Below are 18,475 nucleotides of genomic sequence, written 5' to 3'. Positions count from 1 at the left end.
CGATCTCCGGATACTTGACGAGAACCGGCCCCAGCGAATCGAGAACCTCCTTCACCGCCTGGTGGAACTCGGCCTCCCCCGGGTTTCTCTTGATCACGTCCTGGTACAACGCCTCCAGCCTTTGCGTCAGAGCCATACCCTTCCTCCTCGGAATGAATGCGAAGTAGCGGCCTGCCCGGCCGCCCGCTTCTCCCGAATGTACCTCCCCTGCCGCTCCCGTCAAGCACGTTGGGCGGAATCGGGGGTAATCGGTTATACTACGGAGAAATCCGGGAGGGGCCGATGGAGGAACGGCTTGACGCAAGGCTTATGGAACTTCCTGCCGCCGCGCTCCACGAACTGGCCGGGAGGATCTCCGGAATCGACGAGTTCCGGGGGTGGTGGCAAGGCCGTGGCAACGCCTGCCCGTCGGTCCTCACGCGACTGCAGGAAAGGACGATCGAGGTTTCGTCGGACATATCCGCACGGAATGCCTCCCGGGCCTCCTTTTCCCCCCCGCGGAATCCGACGTGGGGGCGGCGGCGCGCCGTCGGGACGGGATCCGGGGTGTCCGCATCGAGGGCCGGGCACGCGGAACTGTTGCGGTCGGTCTTTCGCGGGTACCGCGACATGGAGTTCGGACAGGACCTCATCCTCCGGTTCCATGGGCAGCTGTTCCGGCATTCCGCCGCCCACCGGGCGCAGCGGGGACGGTACAAGGAAGTTCCCGACAGGTCGCCTGCGTACGTCCGCGGGGGGATGGAATCCCCGGCGCTGCGCCCCACGGAGCCGCATCTCGTCCCGCGGGAAATGGAAAATCTTGTGCACTGGACGACGGCCCGCCTCGGCTCCCCGGCCTTCCACCCGCTCCTGGTCATCGCCTCCTTCCTTCTCGAGTTCCTCGCCATCCGCCCCTTCGCGGACGGGAACAGGAGAATGAGCCGTATCCTCGCCGGCTTCCTCCTTCTCAAGCACGGCTACGCGCACATTCCGTACCTCTCGCTGTATGCCATCGTCTCGGACCGGGAGATGGACTATTCCCTCGCCCTGCGACGGGCCCAGGCGAAGCGGAACACCCCGGATCCGGACATCATGCCGTGGCTTCGGGCCTTCCTCGACGTGCTGCAGGCGCACGCCCGGGAACTTCGCCCCCTCGTGGAAGGGCGTCCCCGCGAAGACCACCTTTCGGGAAACCAGCAGGCCGTCCTCTCCCTTCTCGACCGGCACGGGGAGGTGAGCATCCGGCTGGTCCGCCGCGAGCTCGGCATCCCCCGCGACACCGCCAAGCAGGTCCTGGCACGCCTTTATGAATGGAACCTGGTCCGCCGCGCGGGAGCGGGCCGGGCCGCTCGGTACCTCCGCACTCCCCTCTTACCCGGGGAGAAGCCCCTCTCCTAAGCCGGCAAGGTAGCAGACCGCCCTCTGGCCGGGGGAATTGGCGTTCAGGTAGAGAGCGCGACCTCCGGGGGCCTCGGGGATGTCGATGACGCGGACGACATCGGACCACCCGGCCTCTTCCGGCACCAGGTCGGCGAGACGGTTCCTGCTCCTCCGGAAGAATTCCTCGTTGAGGGAATTCCCCTTTTTCCCGAGGAAGAGAGCGAGATAGAGCATGTCCGCCTCGACCAGGTCGTTGAAGAAGTGGGTGCCGAGGGAGACGTCGGGGACGACGGTCCCGTGCATGCCCACGATCTCGCACAGGACCGATACCGTATTGATTTCCGCGAAGGATACGGGGACCCCGAGCGACGGGGTGCTCGTCCCCCACCGGCCCGGGCCGAGGAGCATGATCGTTTTCCTCGTCTCTCCTTCCTCCTCCGCGTGGGTCAGCCTCCCGATCATTCGTGCGACGGAATACCGGTCGGTGATCGGCAGCTCCATGTAGGCGGCGGGCTCGACATAGATCAGCCGGTCGATGGTGGTGAAGGAGCTTTGCCCGACGATCGTTCCCTGGGCTTCGAGAACGACATCCTCCGGAGGGAGGTTGGAGGGGACGGCGATGATCCGGCCGCCCTCCCGCACCTGCAGCGGGCGGCACTGGACGAGATTGATCCGGTAGCCTCCATCGGACAGGAAATTCGCGGTGAATTCGATGTCGACGGGGTATTCGTAGGCGTCCCGCAGGATTTTCATCATCTCCCGCATATCCTCCACGAAGGCCGTCTTCGAAAGGAGCTGGTCGAACGTCAGGATCCCCGGGGAGGCCGGGCCTCCCCCCCCGTCTCTGTCGCCTCCCCGGGAGAGGCTCTTCCGGGAGGCGAACATCCCGACCGGCAGGGAAGGGCTGGTTTTGACGACCTCGTCGAAGAGGAGGGAACGGAACCGGTTCTCCGCGAGGTCGAGGACGTCGACCCGCCTCTGGGCGTATTCCATCACCTCGTCGAGGTTCGCCTCCGGCCGTCGAAGCGGCGCGTTCAACGCGATCACCCGCGTGTAGTCGTCATCGCTCCGGTTGACCGCCCTCGTCCCCAGCCCGAAGACCAGCCGGACGACGCCGGCCTCGGGCTCGATATACTCGCTCCACGCATACGGATTGTACGAAAGCCCGACGCCCGCGATCTGCGGGTAGAACATGGGGCCGTAAATGGCGCCGGACACCCGCTGCACGAGGATCGCCATCTGCTCGTCCCGGTCGAGAAGTCCCCGGTGGGCCCGGTAGAGCAGGGCCTCCCGGCTCATGCTGCTCGCGTAGACGGTCTTGACCGCCGACAGGAAAGAGGCCAGCCGGTCCTCCGGGGACCCCTGGTTCGGGCAGAAGACGCTTTCGTACTTCCCCGTGAACGCGTTGCCGAAGCCGTCCTCGAGGAGGCTGCTCGAGCGGACGATGATCGGGGACTGGCCGAAGTATTCGAGCATGGCCACGAACTGCTCCCGGAGGAAGCGGGGGAAGGTGCCCGAAAGGATCTTCCGCTGCACCTCCTCGGCCCCGTCCAGGAAGGTCGCGGGGCTCCGCTGGCTCCTCCGGATCCCCCAGCAGCCGTTCCGGACGAGGTAGGTGTAAAAGACGTCCGACCCGATGTAGAACGAGTCGTGCCTCTCCAGCTTGGACCGCCACTTCCCGTCCGTCCGGCAGAGGATGGCCCGCGCCAGGAGCATCCCGACCGACTTCCCACCGATCAGCCCCGTTCCGATCATGCGCTTCCGGATGGCGAGAATGTCGGACAAATCAAGAGACTTCGAAGCGAGGGCGGTGATCCGCTCGTCGCGGGTCACCGCCATGCGCAGAAGCCACCGGTAGAGTTCCTGCGCCTCCCCCGCTGGCATCGCCCCCTTTTGGATCTCCTCCTGGGCCTGCTGCGCCTGGAGGAACTTCCGGTCCCAGATGTCGAGCGTCCGGGAGACGGAGTCGCCCCGCAGGGAGGTGAGATCGGCCAGCACGTCCGACAGGACGGAGCTTTCGGCCACCGGGAGGAAATCCTCTTTTTCCCAGACGTGGGGAAGATACATCGTCGGGGAGTACCGGTGGTCGACCTTCAGGGGGTGCACGTAGAGCTTGTCCCCGTGCCGGAAGATGTCGAGCAGGAGCTGCGTCGTCTCCCGGATGGCGGAGACGGCATCGGAGGAGTGGAAGCCCCGGAAGAGCGCGAAGTACGTCACGGTTTCCAGCTCGAAGAGGTACGGGCAGGTCACCATGAAGAAATTCCTCAGCATCAGGTCGCTGTACCAGTCGGCGGCCAGGTCCGACAGGCAGTCGAACACGTAGTACGCACCCCTTCCCGAACGTTCGATCACCTTGTGGATCTGGGCGGTGAACGTCTCGAACCCGACCTCGGGGGTTAGGACATGGATCTCCGCGTCGCAATCGGCGGAAAGGAGCGCCGGGTGGCGGGCGAACCGGAAGTAGACGAGCTTCCTGCCGTTCCGGAGCGCGTTCGCGGAGAACGACTCCACCAGGACGGCGTAGTCCCCGATCAGGTCGATCTGCCAGACGATGTTGTCGCCCGGGATCACCCCCTGGATCACCCGGTCCAGGCTGGGCAGCCCGGTCCCCGGGATTGCATTTTCCGTGTCCATGCGTCCTCCCTGCCCGGCCTCTACCCTCGTCCGTGCGCAACCCCGGCGCGCTGCGGGCTGTCGCAGGAAGAGCGGCATCCGCGGGGGGCGCCGTCCCGCTGCGCACGGGAATAGTATATGACGAAATCCCTTTCCGCCATCCGGTCGGCGGCCGTCTCCCTCCCGAAGCCCCGGTCCGGGCGACCCACGCCGCCATGTATAATGAGGGCATGGACCGGCACGGGCGCGCCCGGGAAGAGATGGAGAAAGCGTACGGCGAGGTCGGCTCCGGGGCGGCGACGCTCGTCGTCCGGGGCGTAACCTACCGCCTTCGGGAAATTCTTTCCCGGTGAAGGGGCAGGAGAAACCCGTCCTCATCTACGACGGGGAGTGCCCCGTCTGCCAGGGCGCGGCCGACTGGATCCGGGCCCGGTCCGGCCCGGACGATTTCGAGTTCCTCTCCTGCCACTCGGAGGACCTTCCCCGCCGTTTCCCCACCATCGAGAAGAACGCATGCCTCGAGGCGATGCACCTGTTCCTTCCTGACGGGAAGGTACTCGCCGGCGAGCAAGCCGTCCCCGAGATCCTCCTCCGGCTTAAGGGGTGGCGATGGGCCGCCGCTCTGTTCCGTCTCCCGGGAGCCGGGATCCTCTCCCGCGCCTTCTACCGGTGGTTCGCCGCGAGGAGGCATCGCATTTCCCGCCGTTTCGGAAAACCGGATCGTTGAAGAAAAAACCACCCGTTCCGATTCCGGGGAATGGGTCGGCGGACCCCGCCCGGGGAAAACGAGCCCCGGGGACACCTTGACCGATCCCGCGCGAATGGAAAACGATCCGTTCCAGCCGGTGCGCGTCTCGGTGGGGATCGAGGCGATCGAGAACATCCTCGACGACTTCGACCAGGCGCTGCGGGCGATCTGAAACGAAATACACCCCGGGGCGCGAGACAACCCGCGACCCTACCATCGTCCGCCGCGCGCCTTCTTCCCGTCGCTTGCGGGACGTGGCGACGCCTCGTCGGCCGGGACGCCTTCTCCCGGCCGTGATTCGGGCAGGATGATCCGCACCGCCCGCTCGAAAAAGAAATAGTCCCAGGCCCAGTTGATCATCACGACCAGACGGTTGCGGAATCCGATCAACTGGTAGATATGGACGGAAAGCCAGACGATCCACGCAGGAAATCCCGTATACCTTCGCCCCCGAAGATGCGCCACCGCCGCATTGCGGCCCAGGATCACCATGGAGCCCGGGTCCCGGTACCGAAACGGGAGCGGGGCCTTGCCGGCGATTTGTCTCACGATGCTCCCGGCAGCCGCTGTTCCCATCTGGATGGCGACAGGCGCCATCATCGGGAGCGCTTTTCCTGCTTCCTCGAAGTACGCCAGATCCCCGACGGCGTAAATCCCGGGATATCCCGGCAGCTCGAGGGTCGGCGTCACCTTCACCCGTCTGTCCGGGGATAGCGGCACGCTTCGGATTCCCTCGAAGGATTCGCCGCGCACACCCGCCGTCCACACCGTTGTTTCCGAGGGGATGAAGGTACCGTCTTCCAGGTGGACGCCGTTTTCCGCGACCAAGCGCACCGTCGTCCCCAGGCGCACGTCGATCCCTTTCCGGGTGAGCCGCTTCAGGGCATACCGGCGGAGGGTCTCCGGCATCCCGGAGAGAAGTCCGTCTTTCGCCTCGATCACCAGCACCCTTGCTTCCCGGAAGTCCAGGGACGGGAAATCCTTCCGCAGGGGGCCGTGGATCAGTTCCGCGAGCGCGCCGCTGAACTCCACGCCGGTCGCGCCGCCGCCCACGATGACGAAGGTGAGGGCGGCCGCGCGCCGATTGAGATCCGTCTCTCGAGCAGCCCTCTCGAACGACCGGAGAATCCGATTCCGGAGACCGACACCCTCCGCCAGCGTCTTCAGGGGAAACGAATGCTCGGGCGCCCCGGGGATTCCGAAGAAGTGGGAGGTCGATCCCGCCGCGAGGACGAGGTAATCGAACGGAATTCTCCCGGCATCGGTTTCCACCTCCCGTGCGTCCGGATTGATCCGCCGGACCTCGGAAAGAATGAATCCCACGTTCGGGAGGCCCCGCAAAATACTCCGCACGGGACTGGCGATGTCTTCCGCTTCCAGCTCCGCCGCCGCCACCTGGTAGAGCAGTGGCAGAAACAGGTGATAATTGTTCCGATCGAGGAGCAGAACGTCCACGGAACGGCGGGCCAATGCCCTCGCTGCCCACAGCCCCGCGAACCCCGCCCCGACGATCACAACGCGGGGTGGATTTCCGTTCGGTTTTTCCTGCAAGCTCCTCCTCGTCTGTCCAGCCGCCTGCGTCTCCATCCCGAAGCCCCTTCCGTGCATCCAGAATTCGCCGGCGACCGGATGCTTTTGACCATCGTTGAAAGAGAGAACCCTCCCGGTTCGGTCACCCGACGACGAAAAAGGGTGACGCGTCCTCGCCGGGAATCGCCCGGCATCCGGTTTCCATCCCTGGTTGGCGTCGCCTCGGTCGGGAGGTTGGACGTCCCTTGCTTAGGCGACACCGGGATAGGCGCCCCCCCAGCTATTTAGATTTAGCTTGAAGCGACCCGGTTTCCCGTCGAGAACGACCTTTCCCGGAGGAAGCGAGGTACGTTGCAACCGGACCGAACACCGGTCTGCGGGAAATGGTCCTCTCTTCAAGGTTCCTTGTGGAAATAGTGCAGCAGACAAAGGCAGGCAGCGATGACGACCGGGACCGGTACAGTGATGATCGCTATTTTCACCAGCTCCACGATGCTGGCGTAACAGGCTTCTTCCACGGTAAACCTTGCCGGGAAGAACGACTTCCGATAATGGATCTCCTCCACGGAATGCCGGCAAACGGCGGCAATCAGCGAAATGCCAACCGCGACGGCGGAAAGGAGAATTCCCTGTCGAACCCGCTTCATGTCCGCCTACTCGGCAAGGAGATTGACCGGGTTCTCCAACAGCTTCTTGAGTTCCTGCATGAAGCGGCCGGCCTGCGCGCCGTCGGCCACGCGATGGTCCACCGACAACGTCGCTTTCATCATCGAGGCGATCCGGACCTCCCCTCCGGCGGCGATCGGACGCGGGGTCACCGCCCCGACCGCGAGGATGGCGGCTTCCGGCGGGTTGATGATCGCGATGAATTCCTCCACGTCGAACATCCCCAGGTTGGATATCGTAAACGTCCCGGAGCCCAGGTCCTCGGAACGCAGCCTGCCGGCGCGTGCGCGCTCGCTCAGCTCTTTGGACCCGGCCGCGATCTGACGCAACGTTTTCCTGTCCGCACTGCGCAGCACGGGGGGGATCAGCCCGTCCGGGAGCGCCACCGCGATGCCGATGTCGATCCGGGAATGTTTCTCGAGAGTCTCCCCGCGATACGTCGCGTTCATATCCGGAACCCGGGCCAGCGTCCTGGCCGCCGCCGCCACGATCAGATCGTTGACGGAAATTTTTTCGGATTCGGGGGCGATACGGTTCAGTTGTTCCCGCATGTTCATCGCTTCGTCCATGTTGACGTCGACGGTGACGTAAAAATGCGGCGCCTTCGCCTTGCTCTCGGCCATCCTTCGGGCGATCGCCTTCCGCATCCGGCTCATGGGGACAAGCTCGCCGGCGGGAACGCCGGCACCGGTTTTCGGCTCCGCCGGTGACGGTTTTGCACCCATCGCCGCCTGAACATCGCGCTCCAAGACGCGGCCGTCGGGGCCGCTCCCCTTGATTCGGGCCAGATCGATACCCGCTTCTTCCGCCATCTTGCGCGCGACGGGAGAGGCTTTTACCCTGCGCCCCGGCGGTCCTGCCTCTTCGGGCTCTACGATCCGTTCCTCCGCCGGCTTTTTCGGCTTCTCCCGGGCTTTCTCCGGTCCGTCCGCGGATGATACGGACGGAAGAGTCGACGGTTCCCGCCTTTCGGGTTTTTCCGCGGATCTGCCGGCGGGCATCTCATCGGGGGCGGCGATCAGGCCGATCACCGTCCCGACCGCCACGGTTTCTCCCGCGGGAACGATGATCTTTTGCAGGACTCCCGAGACGGCCGCCTCGACCTCGACGCTGGCCTTTTCCGTTTCGATCTCGACAATGGCCTCCCCTTTTTCTACCGGATCCCCTTCCTTCTTCAGCCAGCGGGCCACGACTCCCTCGACCATGTCGAACCCCAGAGAGGGCATGATCACCTCGGTCGCCACACGCACCTCCTTTCCGCTTCGGGCAAGAGCATCTTTCCGGACGCAGGCGTGTCCCGTTCGCGCGAGGCCGGGGGCCGGCGGGGCGGCTTACGCAATCATTCCCCTGATTTTATCGATGAGCAGCGCCTCGTCGGGGAACATCAACGCCTCGAGATTCTTGGCGTACGGCATCGGCGCCTCCACCTGGCCGAGGCGCTCCACCGGGGCGTCGAGGGAGTCGAACCGGTCACGGCCGATGCGCGCGGCGATTTCGGCGCCCATCCCGCACGTCGTCCAATCCTCTTCGAGAATGATCGCACGATGCGTCTTTTCCACCGACCCGTAGACCGCTGCCAGGTTGAGCGGCCGCAGCGTGCGCAGGTCGACCACCTCGCATTCGATGCCGTTCCTCGCGAGCGTTTCCGCCGCCTCCAGGGCGACGTTCACCATCCGCGAATACGTCACGATCGTCACGTCCCGTCCCGCGCGTTTGACGTCCGGAACGCCCATCGGCAAGGTGTACTCTTCCTCCGGTACCTCGCCCTTGATGCCGTAAAGGCGCGCGTGCTCGATGAACATCACCGGGTTCTCGGACCGAATCGCGGTTTTCAGCAGGCCTTTGGCGTCGGCCGGGGTCGACGGCATCACTACGGTCAACCCGGGGATATGTGCGAACCAGGATTCGAAGGTCTGCGAATGGGTCGCCGCCAGCTGCCCCCAGCCGGCGGGCGTGCGGACGACCAGCGGAATCGTCATCTGCCCCCCGAACATGAAGCGGATCTTCGCCATGTTGTTGACGATCTGGTCCATCGCCACCAGGCTGAAATTGATCGTCATCAGCTCCGCGACCGGGCGCAACCCCCCCATCGCCGCGCCGACCGCCGCCCCGACGATCGCTTCTTCCGCAATCGGCGTGTCGATGACGCGCTTCTCCCCGAATTCGTCCAGGAGTCCGCGCGTGACCGCGTAGGTCCCTCCCCACACGCCGACCTCCTGTCCCATGATCAGCACGCGTTCGTCGCGGATCATTTCTTCGCGCAGCGCCTCACGCAGGGCGTCCCGGTAGGTCTTCAGGGCCATGGCAGTCTCCTATTCCTCGACCACGACGTCGAAGCAAAGCTCGCCCGGCTCGGGAGCGGGGCTCTCCTCCGCGAACCGGACGGCCTCCTCCAACTCGGTCTCGATCTCGCCGGTAACCCTTTCCAATTCCTCCTCCTCCGCCAGATTCCGTTCCAGGATGGTTCGGCGCCACCGATCGATCGGGTCGGCCGCTTTCGCCGCTTCCACCTCCTCCCGGCCGCGGTACCGCTGCGGGTCTCCCATCGAGTGGCCGCGGAACCGATACGTCATCGCCTCGATCATCTGCGGACCGCCGCCTGCCCGCGCCGTTCGGGCCATGTCGCGCACGGCGTCCCGTACGGCGAGGACGTCGTTCCCGTCGATCCGGACCGCCGGGATATTGAACGCACTCGCCTTCCGATACGTCTCCTCGACCGCGGAAGCGCGCTTGACCGCCGTGCCCATCCCGTAGCGGTTGTTTTCGACGATGACGATGAGCGGCAATTTCCACAATGCCGCGATGTTCAGGCTTGAGAAGAACGTTCCGATGTTCGTCGCACCCTCTCCCAGGAAACAGGAAACGACCCTCGGCAGGTTCCGGTACTGGTTCGCAAGCGCCAGCCCTGCCGCCAGCGGGACGTGCCCCCCGACGATGGCGTAGCCGCCCCACAGGTGGCGCCGGACGTCCGCCATGTGCATCGAGCCGCCCTTTCCCTTGCCGAGTCCGGTCGACTTGCCGTACAGTTCCGCCATCACCCGTTTCGGTTCGACGCCCCTGGCCAGAACGTAGCCGTGGTCCCGGTAATGGGTGACCACGTCGTCTTCCGGCTCAAGTCCGGCCAAGGCTCCGACCGCGATGGCTTCCTCCCCGATGTACAGGTGGAGAAACCCGCCGATCATGCCCCGCCCGTACGCCTCTTCCGCGCGTTCCTCGAAGCGCCGGATCTGGCTCATCTTGCGGAACAGGGCCAGCGCCTCCTCCCTGGTCACGCGCATCCTGTCCCTGTCCGACTCGGAGATATTCGACCGTATCGCACCGCCCATCTGCTGTCTCCCGTATCCCCCTGCGGCACGGACCGCGGAAAATCCCCTCGTTGCCGGGTCATGGGGTGATTCTGTTACCAATCCCCTAGACTTCCCATGATATTGCGATTTCCATTCCCCTGAAATGGTTTCATTTTCCTGAGGAATCCGGCAATATCCAAGGGCGGGGGGGGATTTCGGCGTCGTCTGCGACTCCGAATCCGCAGGCGTGGATCCGATTACGGGATTTGTGGGAAACCCCGGGGGGATTTCGCCCCCCGGGGCCGCTTGGTTGTCGTTTCCCGGCGATCCGGCGCCGGCATTATCCCAGAATCGCCATCAGGTCCTTCACGGCGATCCCGTCGAGCCGGCGTACGGCGTCGACGACCTCCCGCCGCCGCGAGGGCTCGATCGCATCTTCGGCGAGCCCCTCGAACTTCCCGATCACCCGCTCCCACGACATCGGCCGGGTGTGGAACCCTTCATAGTCGGCCTTCTCTTTCGCGAAGAACCTCCCGTCCTTAAGCGTCACCGTGATGTTGCAGCAGTGCTCATCCGGGAACCGCTTCGAATATTCCAGGTTCGGGACCACGTTCACCTTGCGCAGGAGCGACTGGACGTCCTTGCGCCCGATCCGTTCCGGCTCGTACTGCGCGGGCATCACCTGCCCGTCCAGGGCGGCGACAGCCACCATGTAGGGCAGGCTGTGGTCGGCCTCCTCCTTCGTACGGACGATCGTCTTGTCCCCCTCCACACCGCCCCCGATGATCAGGTGGGCGACATCGAAGATGTCGATCCGGATCCTGCCGATGTCGGCCCCGGAGAACCCTCGTTCCCCCATCAACTCGATCATCCCCTCGATCGCCGACTGGGAGTGGATCTCGGCGTTGTACTTCTTGAGGATGGTCCGCAGGACCCGCTCGAGGTCCTCCTGCGACCAGTCCAGTTCGAAGTCGCCCGCGATCGTCTGGCACCATCCCTTGTTCCCCTCGAAGACCTCCCGGGGGCCCGTCACACCGCGCATCGCAAGGAACGCGGCGCGCAGACCGTTGAACGCCGTGTCCGGGTAGGCAAGCCCCTTCCAGTGGGAAAGCTCGCCGGTGCGGGTGACGCGCAGCGCGTTGTTCGCCGTCCCCGATATTCCTAGTGCGTTGGCGACCTGCGCCATGGGAAGCGCAATAGCCTTGGCCGCTCCCGCGGCGCTCGCGAACGCCCCCTGGGTCGTGTGGTCGAACCCCCGGGCCCGCACCGGCGCCGCGTCGCACAGGCGGCACTGCACCTGGTACGCCACGGCCAGCGCCGTAAGGAACTGCCGCCCCGAGGCCTGGGCGTACTCCGACGCCGCCAGGACCGCCCCGAGGTTGTCGCTGGGGTGGCACGTCTCGCCCGGGGCCAGGTAGGAGTCGTTGTAGTCCAGGTACCGGACCAGCGCCCCGTTATAGAAGGCGGCCCGGTCGGGGGAGGTCTTCCCTCCCCCGATCAGGGTGCACAGCGGATTTCCCCCGAACTCCTCGATGTCCCGGCGGATCATCCGGACGGGCTCTCCCGACAACGCCCCGAAGGCGCACCCCAAAGAGTCGAGCACGCGGATTTTCAGGGCCTCCCGCGCCGCGGGCGAGAGGTCCTCCCATCCCGCCCGCTCCACGCACGCCGCCAGTTCCTCCGAGCGCGACAGCTCGCGCCCGGTCCCGATCGCTTCCGCGAGATGGTCGAAGCTCGCCATGGCGATCACCTCTTCCCGCTCTTGGCCGGAGGCTCCACCAGCTTCGGCCGGGCAGTCGCCGGCTTCTCCGGTTTCCCCCGGTAGGTCACGATGCGGCCCCACGTGCTCTTCGTCCCCCAGATGCCGGACCGCAAGGCTTCCAGCTGAACCACCTGGGAGTGATCGACGAAGAGGTTTACGTCCGGCCCGAAGTTCTTGATGTACCAGCTGAACACCTCGGGGTCGGCGGCCTCGAACATCACTTTGTCGAGCCCGAGCTCGTTGACGATCTTCGAGACCACGTCGGTCCGCCAGCTCCTCACGTTCTCCGTGATCCCTTCCGACTCCACCATGATCAGGTGCGCGCCGGCCTCCAGGTACCGTTTCGCCGCCCGGATGGCCTGGGACGGGTCCGAGGTCCCCTCGGCCTCGAGCTCCTCGACGGAGCTTGCCCCCCCGGCGCCGAACTGGATGCCGACCTCCGGCTTCGCTTTCATCCCGAGCTCGTGGACCCTCGCCACGATGCCCAGCAGGTCGTCCAGCGGGACGCTGATGAATCCGCTCGATACCTCCACGATGTCGAATCCCATCTCCCGGCATTCCTCGAGATACCGGTCCACCATCCCGGGTCCGTGGGTCAGCACCCGTTCGATGAACCCCCCCGTGGACACCAGGACATCATGCTCGTGGCAGGTGTCGATCAGGTCCGAAACCGCCTTCTTCGGCATCAGCCGGAAGGACCCCCCGCTGAACTTGAAGATGTCGACATACGCGCCCATCGTCTCGAAGATGTCCTGCAGGTACCGTTTCCCCACCGGCGCGTAGTAAGGCCCGCGCATCTCCGTGATCCCGGTTTTGCGCGGTTTTCGACCCCGTTCGTTTATGGGCAGAAAATCGAAACTTCGCTCCGTTGTCCGTTCCATCTCCGTTCCTCCTTTCACGCAACTTCTCCCGGTTTTCTTCTCGGGTCTCCAAAATGCCTTCCCTTTTATTAAGATGAATTCCTGGCAGGAGAAGTTCCTCCTCCCCGGAGATACGGTTCCGGCTGTTTTTCCTCGGGAAATTTTCCCGGAACGGTGGGGGAAAGGAGAAAGAGGTCAGTGGAGCGGTTCGATCAAGGCCGGCTCGTCCATTTTCGGATTGTTCACCAGGGTCCGCACCGGGTAGGCGGTCATCTCCCCGGCGGGATAGGGGGCGAAAAAGGGGATGAGCGCCGACGGGTCGTGAACCATGGGGGAAAGCCAGAGATCGTAGCCCCCGGGGGGGATGATCACGGGCATCCGGTCGTGGATCGGCTCGAGGAGTTCGTTCGGGCCGGTGGTGAGCAGGGCGCACGACTCGATCGGGTCGCCCCCCTCCCCCTTCCAGATCTCCCAGATCCCGGCGAAGGCGAAGGTCCCTCCGTCGCGCATCCGGACGTAGTACGGCTGTTTCCTCCCCCCGGCGTGCTTCCACTCGTAGAACCCGTCGGCGGGCACCAGGCAACGCCTGCGCCGGATCGCCGCGCGGAAGGCGGGCTTCTCGGGTGCGGTCTCCGCGCGGGCGTTGATCATTCTGGATCCGACGGAGGGGTCCTTCGCCCAGGAGGGGACGAACCCCCAGCGCAGCAGGGCAAGTTCCCGGTCCGCCCCCTCCGCGGGAATCCGCACGACGGCCACCGCCTGGGAGGGAGCGATGTTGTAGCGCGGCGAGAGGGACGTCGCCTCCCCCAGGCCGAACCGCTCGGCCAGGGAATCGGAGGAATCGAACAGGGTGAAGCGCCCGCACATCGTTTTTGCTATCTCCTTGTCCTCTCCGTCGGAAACCCGGCGGCGGACCATTCGTGCCATCCGCCTTTCAGGGCGTAGACCTTCCCGAACCCGAGAGTCTTGAGACGCAGCGCCACCCGGGCGCTCGTGGCCTCGTTGACTCAGGAACAGTACAGGACGATTCTTTTCTCCCGCGCGTACTTTCCCGCCCAGGAATCGATCTTTTCCGGGTCCTCGTGCAACGCCCCCGCGATCCGGCTCGGCGCAAGTCCTCCGTCGAGGCGCACATCCAGCACCACCACGTCCGGCTTCCCCAGAAGTCCTTTCAACTCCTCCTTGGACATCCTCGGAACCCCGTCGACCGCGGCCCCCGACCCGGCCGCCGGAAAAACGAACATCGCGGCCAGGGCCACGGCAAGCAGCAAGCATCGTTTCCGCCCCATGAGACCTCCTTTCCGTCCCGGTATGTTCCTTCGATTGGATCGTCTCCGCGCCCGCCGGGATTCCTTTCCGGGAAAAGACGGCCGGACCTTTCCCCCCTTACCGCTTGCGGATGAGGTAGACCCCGTCGCGGACCGGAAGCATCACCTTCTCCACCCGGTCGTCGCCCATAACCGTCCGGTTGAACCGCACGATCGCCCGCGAGTCCTCGTCTTCCGGCGAGAGAACACGTCCGTACCAGAGCACGTTGTCGGCCGCGATCAACCCCCCGCTTCGAAGGACCCGGACGCACTCCTCGTAATAAAAAGGATAGCGCTCCTTGTCGGCGTCGATGAACACGAAATCGACGCTCCCGTCGGGGATTCCGCGCAGCGTATCGGCGGCGGGCCCGAGGGCGAGCCGGATCTTGCGCCCGTTCGGGCTCCTATCGAAGTACCTTTGCGCGAGGGCGGCGTGCTCCTCGGAGATCTCGCAGGTGACCAGTTCCCCGTCCGCCGGAAGCCCCTCCGCCATCAGGAGGGCGGAATATCCGGTGAAGGTCCCGATCTCGAGAACCTTCCTCGCCCCCGAGACGCGCACCAGCATCCTGAGGAAAACCCCCTCGACCTTTCCGGTCAGCATCCCGGGGGAGTCCGTCCTCTTTCGCGTCTCCCGCTCGAGTTCCTCGAGCAAGGGAGGGACGGGGCCGGCGTGCTCCTCGACATAGCGCTTCAGGTCTTCGGGAAGAAACATCTCCACGGCCATCTCCTCTCCCGGCCGGGCTCCTTGACACGATACAATGAAACGAGCCCGCATCGAACCCGGCGGAGATCTTTTTTCTCCCCGGGGACCGCGGTCAAGGAGGAAGAGGCGGTTCCATGACCGGACCGGAAAAGCCGATCGCCCCTCCCGACCGGAAGGAGACGATCCGCCGGAAGATCCTCTCCCTCCTCTCGGGCCCCCCCTTGAGCGCCCTGCAGATCTCCGCACGCGCCGGCATTCCGGAGAAGGAGGTATACGCGCACCTCCCCCACGTGAAAAAGACCGTCGGACGGCTCAGGGAACGACTCCTGGTCACCCCCGCGGAATGCAACGCCTGCGGCTTCACGTTCCGGAAACGGGAGAGGCCGGACAAGCCCGGCAGATGCCCGCTCTGCCGGGGGGAATCGATCTCTCCGCCGCTTTTCGCCATCGGCGCAAAGCGTTCATAGGCGGAGCATCTCCTTCCGGTGCCTCTCTATCTCCTCCCAGTGGGTGGCTTTCCAGTAGATCCTCCCGCAACATGCGCAGGAGCCGAACGACTCCTGCGTCTGATAGACCTGCGGGGGAACCTTCCCGGCCACGCGCGGCTTGCGCACTTCCTCCAGCGGCTCGTTGCACCGCACGCAACGGGTGAACAGTCCCTCCGACGGGTCGATGCGGAAATGGGCCACCACCTGACGGAGCTGGTCCCGGTATGAGTCGCCGCGGACGAAAAAATGGTTGTCCCGCACCTCCCTCCTCCGGATCAGGAGGGTGTCCCGCGTAAGGATGACGCGCCCTTCCCGTCGCCCCCGAGGATCCGAAGCCATTTGGCGAGCTTCCCGAGCATGGCGTCGGCGAAAAACCGCCTCTGCGTTTCCATCGGTTCACCGTCCACCGGCCCCAAAGGCGCCGGCGCCGGGGCCGATCCGGACCATCCCGGGCCGCCCGACCTCCCCCTCGATAGTAGGGGAGAAATTACGGAACAATTCGATCGTCCCGAGATTGGTCACCAGGTGTTCCGTGACCCGGGACGTGGTGAAGGCGGAGCCCCCCGCGCACAGGGAGAGCAACGGCGCCAGCTGGTCCGGAAGGTGCGGATCGAGAGCCGCCCCCGCCTGCCAGTGGTCCGCGAGCGCGGCCGCCGCTTCCTCCCCCACCTCTTCCGCCCGTTTCCCCCGTTCCCCGAGGGAGGCGAACCCGGCGACGGAGTGCTCCGTCTCGAGGAGGAGGAACAGGAACGTTCCCTGTCCCGGCGTCGGCACGGAGAGGGCCTCGATCTCGACGGGGAACGTCTCGTTTCCCATTCGGGACGCAAGCACCTTCCGGGCCGCGTCCCGCTGGCGCAAGGCGATGGCCATCGGAAGGTTCCCCACGGCGGACCATCCCGTAACGCCGAGGACCCGGCCCCTCTCGATGAGGGAAAGCGGCCGGATCCTTGCCGGGGGGCTGATCTCCGCGCGGATCTCCCCTCCCCCCCTGGGGTAGAACCCGTACGACCCGATGCCGAGGGAAAGATCGGTCCCGATCCGGCGCAGCGCCGGGACGAGCACATGGGCCGCGTAATGGAAGGAGGGGGAAAACGGCACGTGGGTCCCTCCCCGGATCGTAACGATGCTCTTTTCCCGGGCGAACACGAGCGCCGGCACGATCGTCTGCAGCACGAGAAGGGTGGAGCCCGCCGTGCCCACGTCCAGGGAATAGGTTCCCCCCTTCACCTCTCCCGGCGAGAAGACGAGTTCGACGGATCCTTCCCGGTCGCCCGCAACTTCCGCGCCGGAGATCTCCCGCGCCGCCCGGACGGAGGCAAGGTGCTGGGGCATAAGCCCCGGGCGCTTCCGCCCCTTGCGGATGTTGACGATCCGGAACGGCTTTCCGGAAAAGCAGGAAAGGCCAAGGGCCGTCCGCAGGATCTGCCCCCCGCCTTCCCCCTGGCTTCCGTCGATCTCGATCATCCCCCGGTCCCCTTCCCCCGAAACCAGTGTATCGCGTCCCCCGCACCGGCTCCACACGGGGGGGGCGGGTACGCCCGCAGGCCGCTCCCTCAAGGCAAGGAAGGATTTCTGGAATTGAGGAACTTTGCTATATACTACGTCTAATCCGAAAATCGGGATCCTGCAGGCCGGAAACGGATTGCCTGCAGGAGCGAGGGATTCGTCCTCAGGAATACGAAACCGAAATGTCCGGGGAATGGATACGGATCGGGAACGGGAAATCCGGCTCCCCCGTCCCGAAAACCACTTAACGGAGAGGAGATCACCATGAAATTCCGTCTAGGTCTGTCGCTGTTTTTGCTCGCCGGCATGCTTGCGGCGACCTCGGTCTTCGCCGAGGACCTCACAGGGACCCTGAAGAAGGTGAAGGAATCCGGGACGATCACGATGGGGATCCGGGAGTCCTCGTACCCGCTGTCCTACCTCGACGACAAGCAGCAGCCGATCGGCTACCACATCGAAATCTGCAACAAGATCGTGGACGCGGTGAAGAAGGAGCTCAAGATGGCCGACCTCAAGGTCCAGCACCAGCCGGTGACCTCCCAGAACCGGATCCCCCTGGTCACCAACGGCACGGTGGACATCGAGTGCGGGTCGACCACGAACAACGAGGCGCGCCAGAGGCAGGTGGCCTTCGCCCTGACCACATTCGTGACCAACGTGCGCATGGCGGTAAAAAAGGCCTCGGGGATCACCAGCCTGGGCCAGCTCGGAGGAATGACGGTCGCCACCACGAGCGGCACCACCTCGGTGCAGCTCATGCGCGCCCACGAGAAGGCGAAGGGGATCGACTTCAAGGAGGTGTACGGGAAGGACCACTCCGATTCCTTCCTCCTGCTGGAGACCGACCGGGCCGTCGCCTTCGTGATGGACGACAACCTGCTGGCCGGGCTCGTCACCAGCTCGAAGAATCCCCAGGAGTACGCGATCGTCGGCGAGGTGCTCAACATCGAGCCGATCGCGATCATGATGCGCAGGGACGACCCCGCGTTCAAGAAGGTGGCCGACGACACCATCCGGGGACTGATCAAGAGCGGCGAGATCGAGAAGCTCTACAGCAAGTGGTTCCTGTCCCCGATCCCGCCGAAGAACGTCAACATGAACTTCGCGATGAGCGACACGCTCAAGGAGCTGATCAAGAACCCGAGCGACGCGCCGGCGGAGTTCTACAACAAGAAGTAGGGTAGATTTCGAGAAGGGGCGAGGGAAGAACTCCCCTCGCCCCATTTCGCTTCCCGGCCGCCGAGGAGAAGATGAACTACCACTGGCACTGGGGGATCTACTTCGACAAGATCAAGGGGGGCGAGGAGACCTATCTCTCCTGGATCCTTACCGGCCTCAACTGGACCTTAGCCGTCTCCCTCTGCTCGTGGATCATCGCCCTCCTCCTGGGGTTCGCGATCGGCACCGTCCGCACGACCCCCCGGACCTGGCTGGTCCGGCTGGGGAACGCCTACGTGGAGCTGTTCCGGAACATCCCCCTCCTGGTGCAGATGTTTCTCTGGTTTTTCGTGGTGCCGGAATTCCTCCCCCGGAACCTCTCCCTGTGGGTCAAGCAGGAGATGCCGGCCAAGGAGTTCGTCACCGCGACGGTCTGCCTCGGGCTGTTCACCTCCGCCCGGATCGCCGAGCAGGTGCGGGCAGGGATC

19 protein-coding genes are annotated in these 18,475 nt (G+C 65.0%); 6 read left to right on the top strand and 13 right to left on the bottom strand.

The window, feature by feature from the left end:
• Positions 1–282 precede the first annotated feature (282 nt).
• Positions 283–1,377, top strand: a complete 1,095-nt coding sequence (locus VJ307_01600; protein HJX72823.1) for a Fic family protein — start codon at positions 283–285, stop codon at positions 1,375–1,377.
• Here the strand turns inward: VJ307_01600 and VJ307_01595 are convergent.
• On the bottom strand, positions 1,351–3,993 hold the full coding sequence (locus VJ307_01595) for a PEP/pyruvate-binding domain-containing protein (GenBank protein HJX72822.1): 2,643 nt from the start codon (positions 3,991–3,993) through the stop codon (positions 1,351–1,353). The two genes, VJ307_01600 and VJ307_01595, sit on opposite strands and share 27 nt — an antisense overlap.
• Before the next feature lie 209 nt (positions 3,994–4,202).
• Between VJ307_01595 and VJ307_01590 the strand changes: the two genes are divergently transcribed.
• On the top strand, positions 4,203–4,325 hold the full coding sequence (locus VJ307_01590) for a hypothetical protein (GenBank protein HJX72821.1): 123 nt from the start codon (positions 4,203–4,205) through the stop codon (positions 4,323–4,325).
• A complete protein-coding gene (locus VJ307_01585; protein HJX72820.1) occupies positions 4,322–4,699 on the top strand; it encodes a DUF393 domain-containing protein in 378 nt (125 codons plus the stop codon). Before VJ307_01590 ends, VJ307_01585 begins: the two co-directional genes overlap by 4 nt.
• Before the next feature lie 231 nt (positions 4,700–4,930).
• Here VJ307_01585 and VJ307_01580 read toward each other — a convergent pair whose 3' ends face one another.
• From VJ307_01580 to VJ307_01535, 10 genes are all read right to left on the bottom strand, one after another.
• Entirely contained in the window at positions 4,931–6,235 is a 1,305-nt protein-coding gene (locus tag VJ307_01580) for an NAD(P)/FAD-dependent oxidoreductase (GenBank protein ID HJX72819.1), read from the bottom strand.
• Between the two features lie 410 nt (positions 6,236–6,645).
• On the bottom strand, positions 6,646–6,897 hold the full coding sequence (locus tag VJ307_01575) for a hypothetical protein (GenBank protein ID HJX72818.1): 252 nt from the start codon (positions 6,895–6,897) through the stop codon (positions 6,646–6,648).
• A 6-nt stretch (positions 6,898–6,903) separates the two neighbouring features.
• Positions 6,904–8,160, bottom strand: coding sequence for a dihydrolipoamide acetyltransferase family protein (locus VJ307_01570; GenBank protein HJX72817.1), 1,257 nt, complete (start codon positions 8,158–8,160; stop codon positions 6,904–6,906).
• An 87-nt stretch (positions 8,161–8,247) separates the two neighbouring features.
• The gene (locus VJ307_01565) at positions 8,248–9,219 is read right to left on the bottom strand and encodes an alpha-ketoacid dehydrogenase subunit beta (protein HJX72816.1); all 972 of its coding nucleotides are present in this window, start codon (positions 9,217–9,219) and stop codon (positions 8,248–8,250) included.
• A gap of 9 nt (positions 9,220–9,228) precedes the next feature.
• Entirely contained in the window at positions 9,229–10,242 is a 1,014-nt protein-coding gene (pdhA, locus tag VJ307_01560) for a pyruvate dehydrogenase (acetyl-transferring) E1 component subunit alpha (GenBank protein HJX72815.1), read from the bottom strand.
• Between the two features lie 301 nt (positions 10,243–10,543).
• Complete coding sequence (locus tag VJ307_01555) at positions 10,544–11,944, bottom strand: MmgE/PrpD family protein (protein ID HJX72814.1); 1,401 nt, start codon at positions 11,942–11,944, stop codon at positions 10,544–10,546.
• Between the two features lie 5 nt (positions 11,945–11,949).
• The gene (locus tag VJ307_01550) at positions 11,950–12,846 is read right to left on the bottom strand and encodes a phosphosulfolactate synthase (GenBank protein ID HJX72813.1); all 897 of its coding nucleotides are present in this window, start codon (positions 12,844–12,846) and stop codon (positions 11,950–11,952) included.
• A 174-nt stretch (positions 12,847–13,020) separates the two neighbouring features.
• On the bottom strand, positions 13,021–13,752 hold the full coding sequence (locus VJ307_01545) for an SOS response-associated peptidase (protein ID HJX72812.1): 732 nt from the start codon (positions 13,750–13,752) through the stop codon (positions 13,021–13,023).
• A complete protein-coding gene (locus VJ307_01540; GenBank protein HJX72811.1) occupies positions 13,701–14,069 on the bottom strand; it encodes a rhodanese-related (seleno)protein in 369 nt (122 codons plus the stop codon). The genes VJ307_01545 and VJ307_01540 overlap by 52 nt, the downstream gene beginning before the upstream one ends.
• 142 nt (positions 14,070–14,211) lie before the next feature.
• The gene (locus VJ307_01535) at positions 14,212–14,844 is read right to left on the bottom strand and encodes a class I SAM-dependent methyltransferase (GenBank protein HJX72810.1); all 633 of its coding nucleotides are present in this window, start codon (positions 14,842–14,844) and stop codon (positions 14,212–14,214) included.
• 125 nt (positions 14,845–14,969) lie between these two features.
• On the opposite strand from VJ307_01535, the gene VJ307_01530 reads away from it, so the two are divergent.
• Complete coding sequence (locus VJ307_01530; protein ID HJX72809.1) at positions 14,970–15,302, top strand: hypothetical protein; 333 nt, start codon at positions 14,970–14,972, stop codon at positions 15,300–15,302.
• Here VJ307_01530 and VJ307_01525 read toward each other — a convergent pair.
• Both VJ307_01525 and rtcA read right to left on the bottom strand, forming a co-directional pair.
• A complete protein-coding gene (locus VJ307_01525; protein ID HJX72808.1) occupies positions 15,297–15,662 on the bottom strand; it encodes a Mut7-C RNAse domain-containing protein in 366 nt (121 codons plus the stop codon). The genes VJ307_01530 and VJ307_01525 overlap by 6 nt on opposite strands.
• A gap of 57 nt (positions 15,663–15,719) precedes the next feature.
• On the bottom strand, positions 15,720–16,787 hold the full coding sequence (gene rtcA, locus VJ307_01520) for an RNA 3'-terminal phosphate cyclase (protein HJX72807.1): 1,068 nt from the start codon (positions 16,785–16,787) through the stop codon (positions 15,720–15,722).
• Between the two features lie 306 nt (positions 16,788–17,093).
• Here rtcA and VJ307_01515 point away from each other — a divergent pair, with 306 nt between their 5' ends.
• Together VJ307_01515 and VJ307_01510 are read left to right on the top strand one after the other, a co-directional pair.
• Positions 17,094–18,008 carry a transporter substrate-binding domain-containing protein gene (locus VJ307_01515; GenBank protein ID HJX72806.1) on the top strand — a complete coding sequence of 305 codons (915 nt, stop codon included), beginning with the start codon at positions 17,094–17,096 and terminating at the stop codon, positions 18,006–18,008.
• A 71-nt stretch (positions 18,009–18,079) separates the two neighbouring features.
• Positions 18,080–18,475 (top strand): ABC transporter permease subunit (locus VJ307_01510; protein HJX72805.1); only part of this gene is annotated, 396 nt, incomplete at its 3' end.

It is taken from the genome of Candidatus Deferrimicrobiaceae bacterium (assembly GCA_035256765.1).
In the GTDB taxonomy this organism is placed as follows: domain Bacteria; phylum Desulfobacterota; class Deferrimicrobia; order Deferrimicrobiales; family Deferrimicrobiaceae; genus CSP1-8.
Note: the sequence above shows the minus strand (reverse complement) of the source record. Positions and strands in the feature narration are given on the sequence as shown.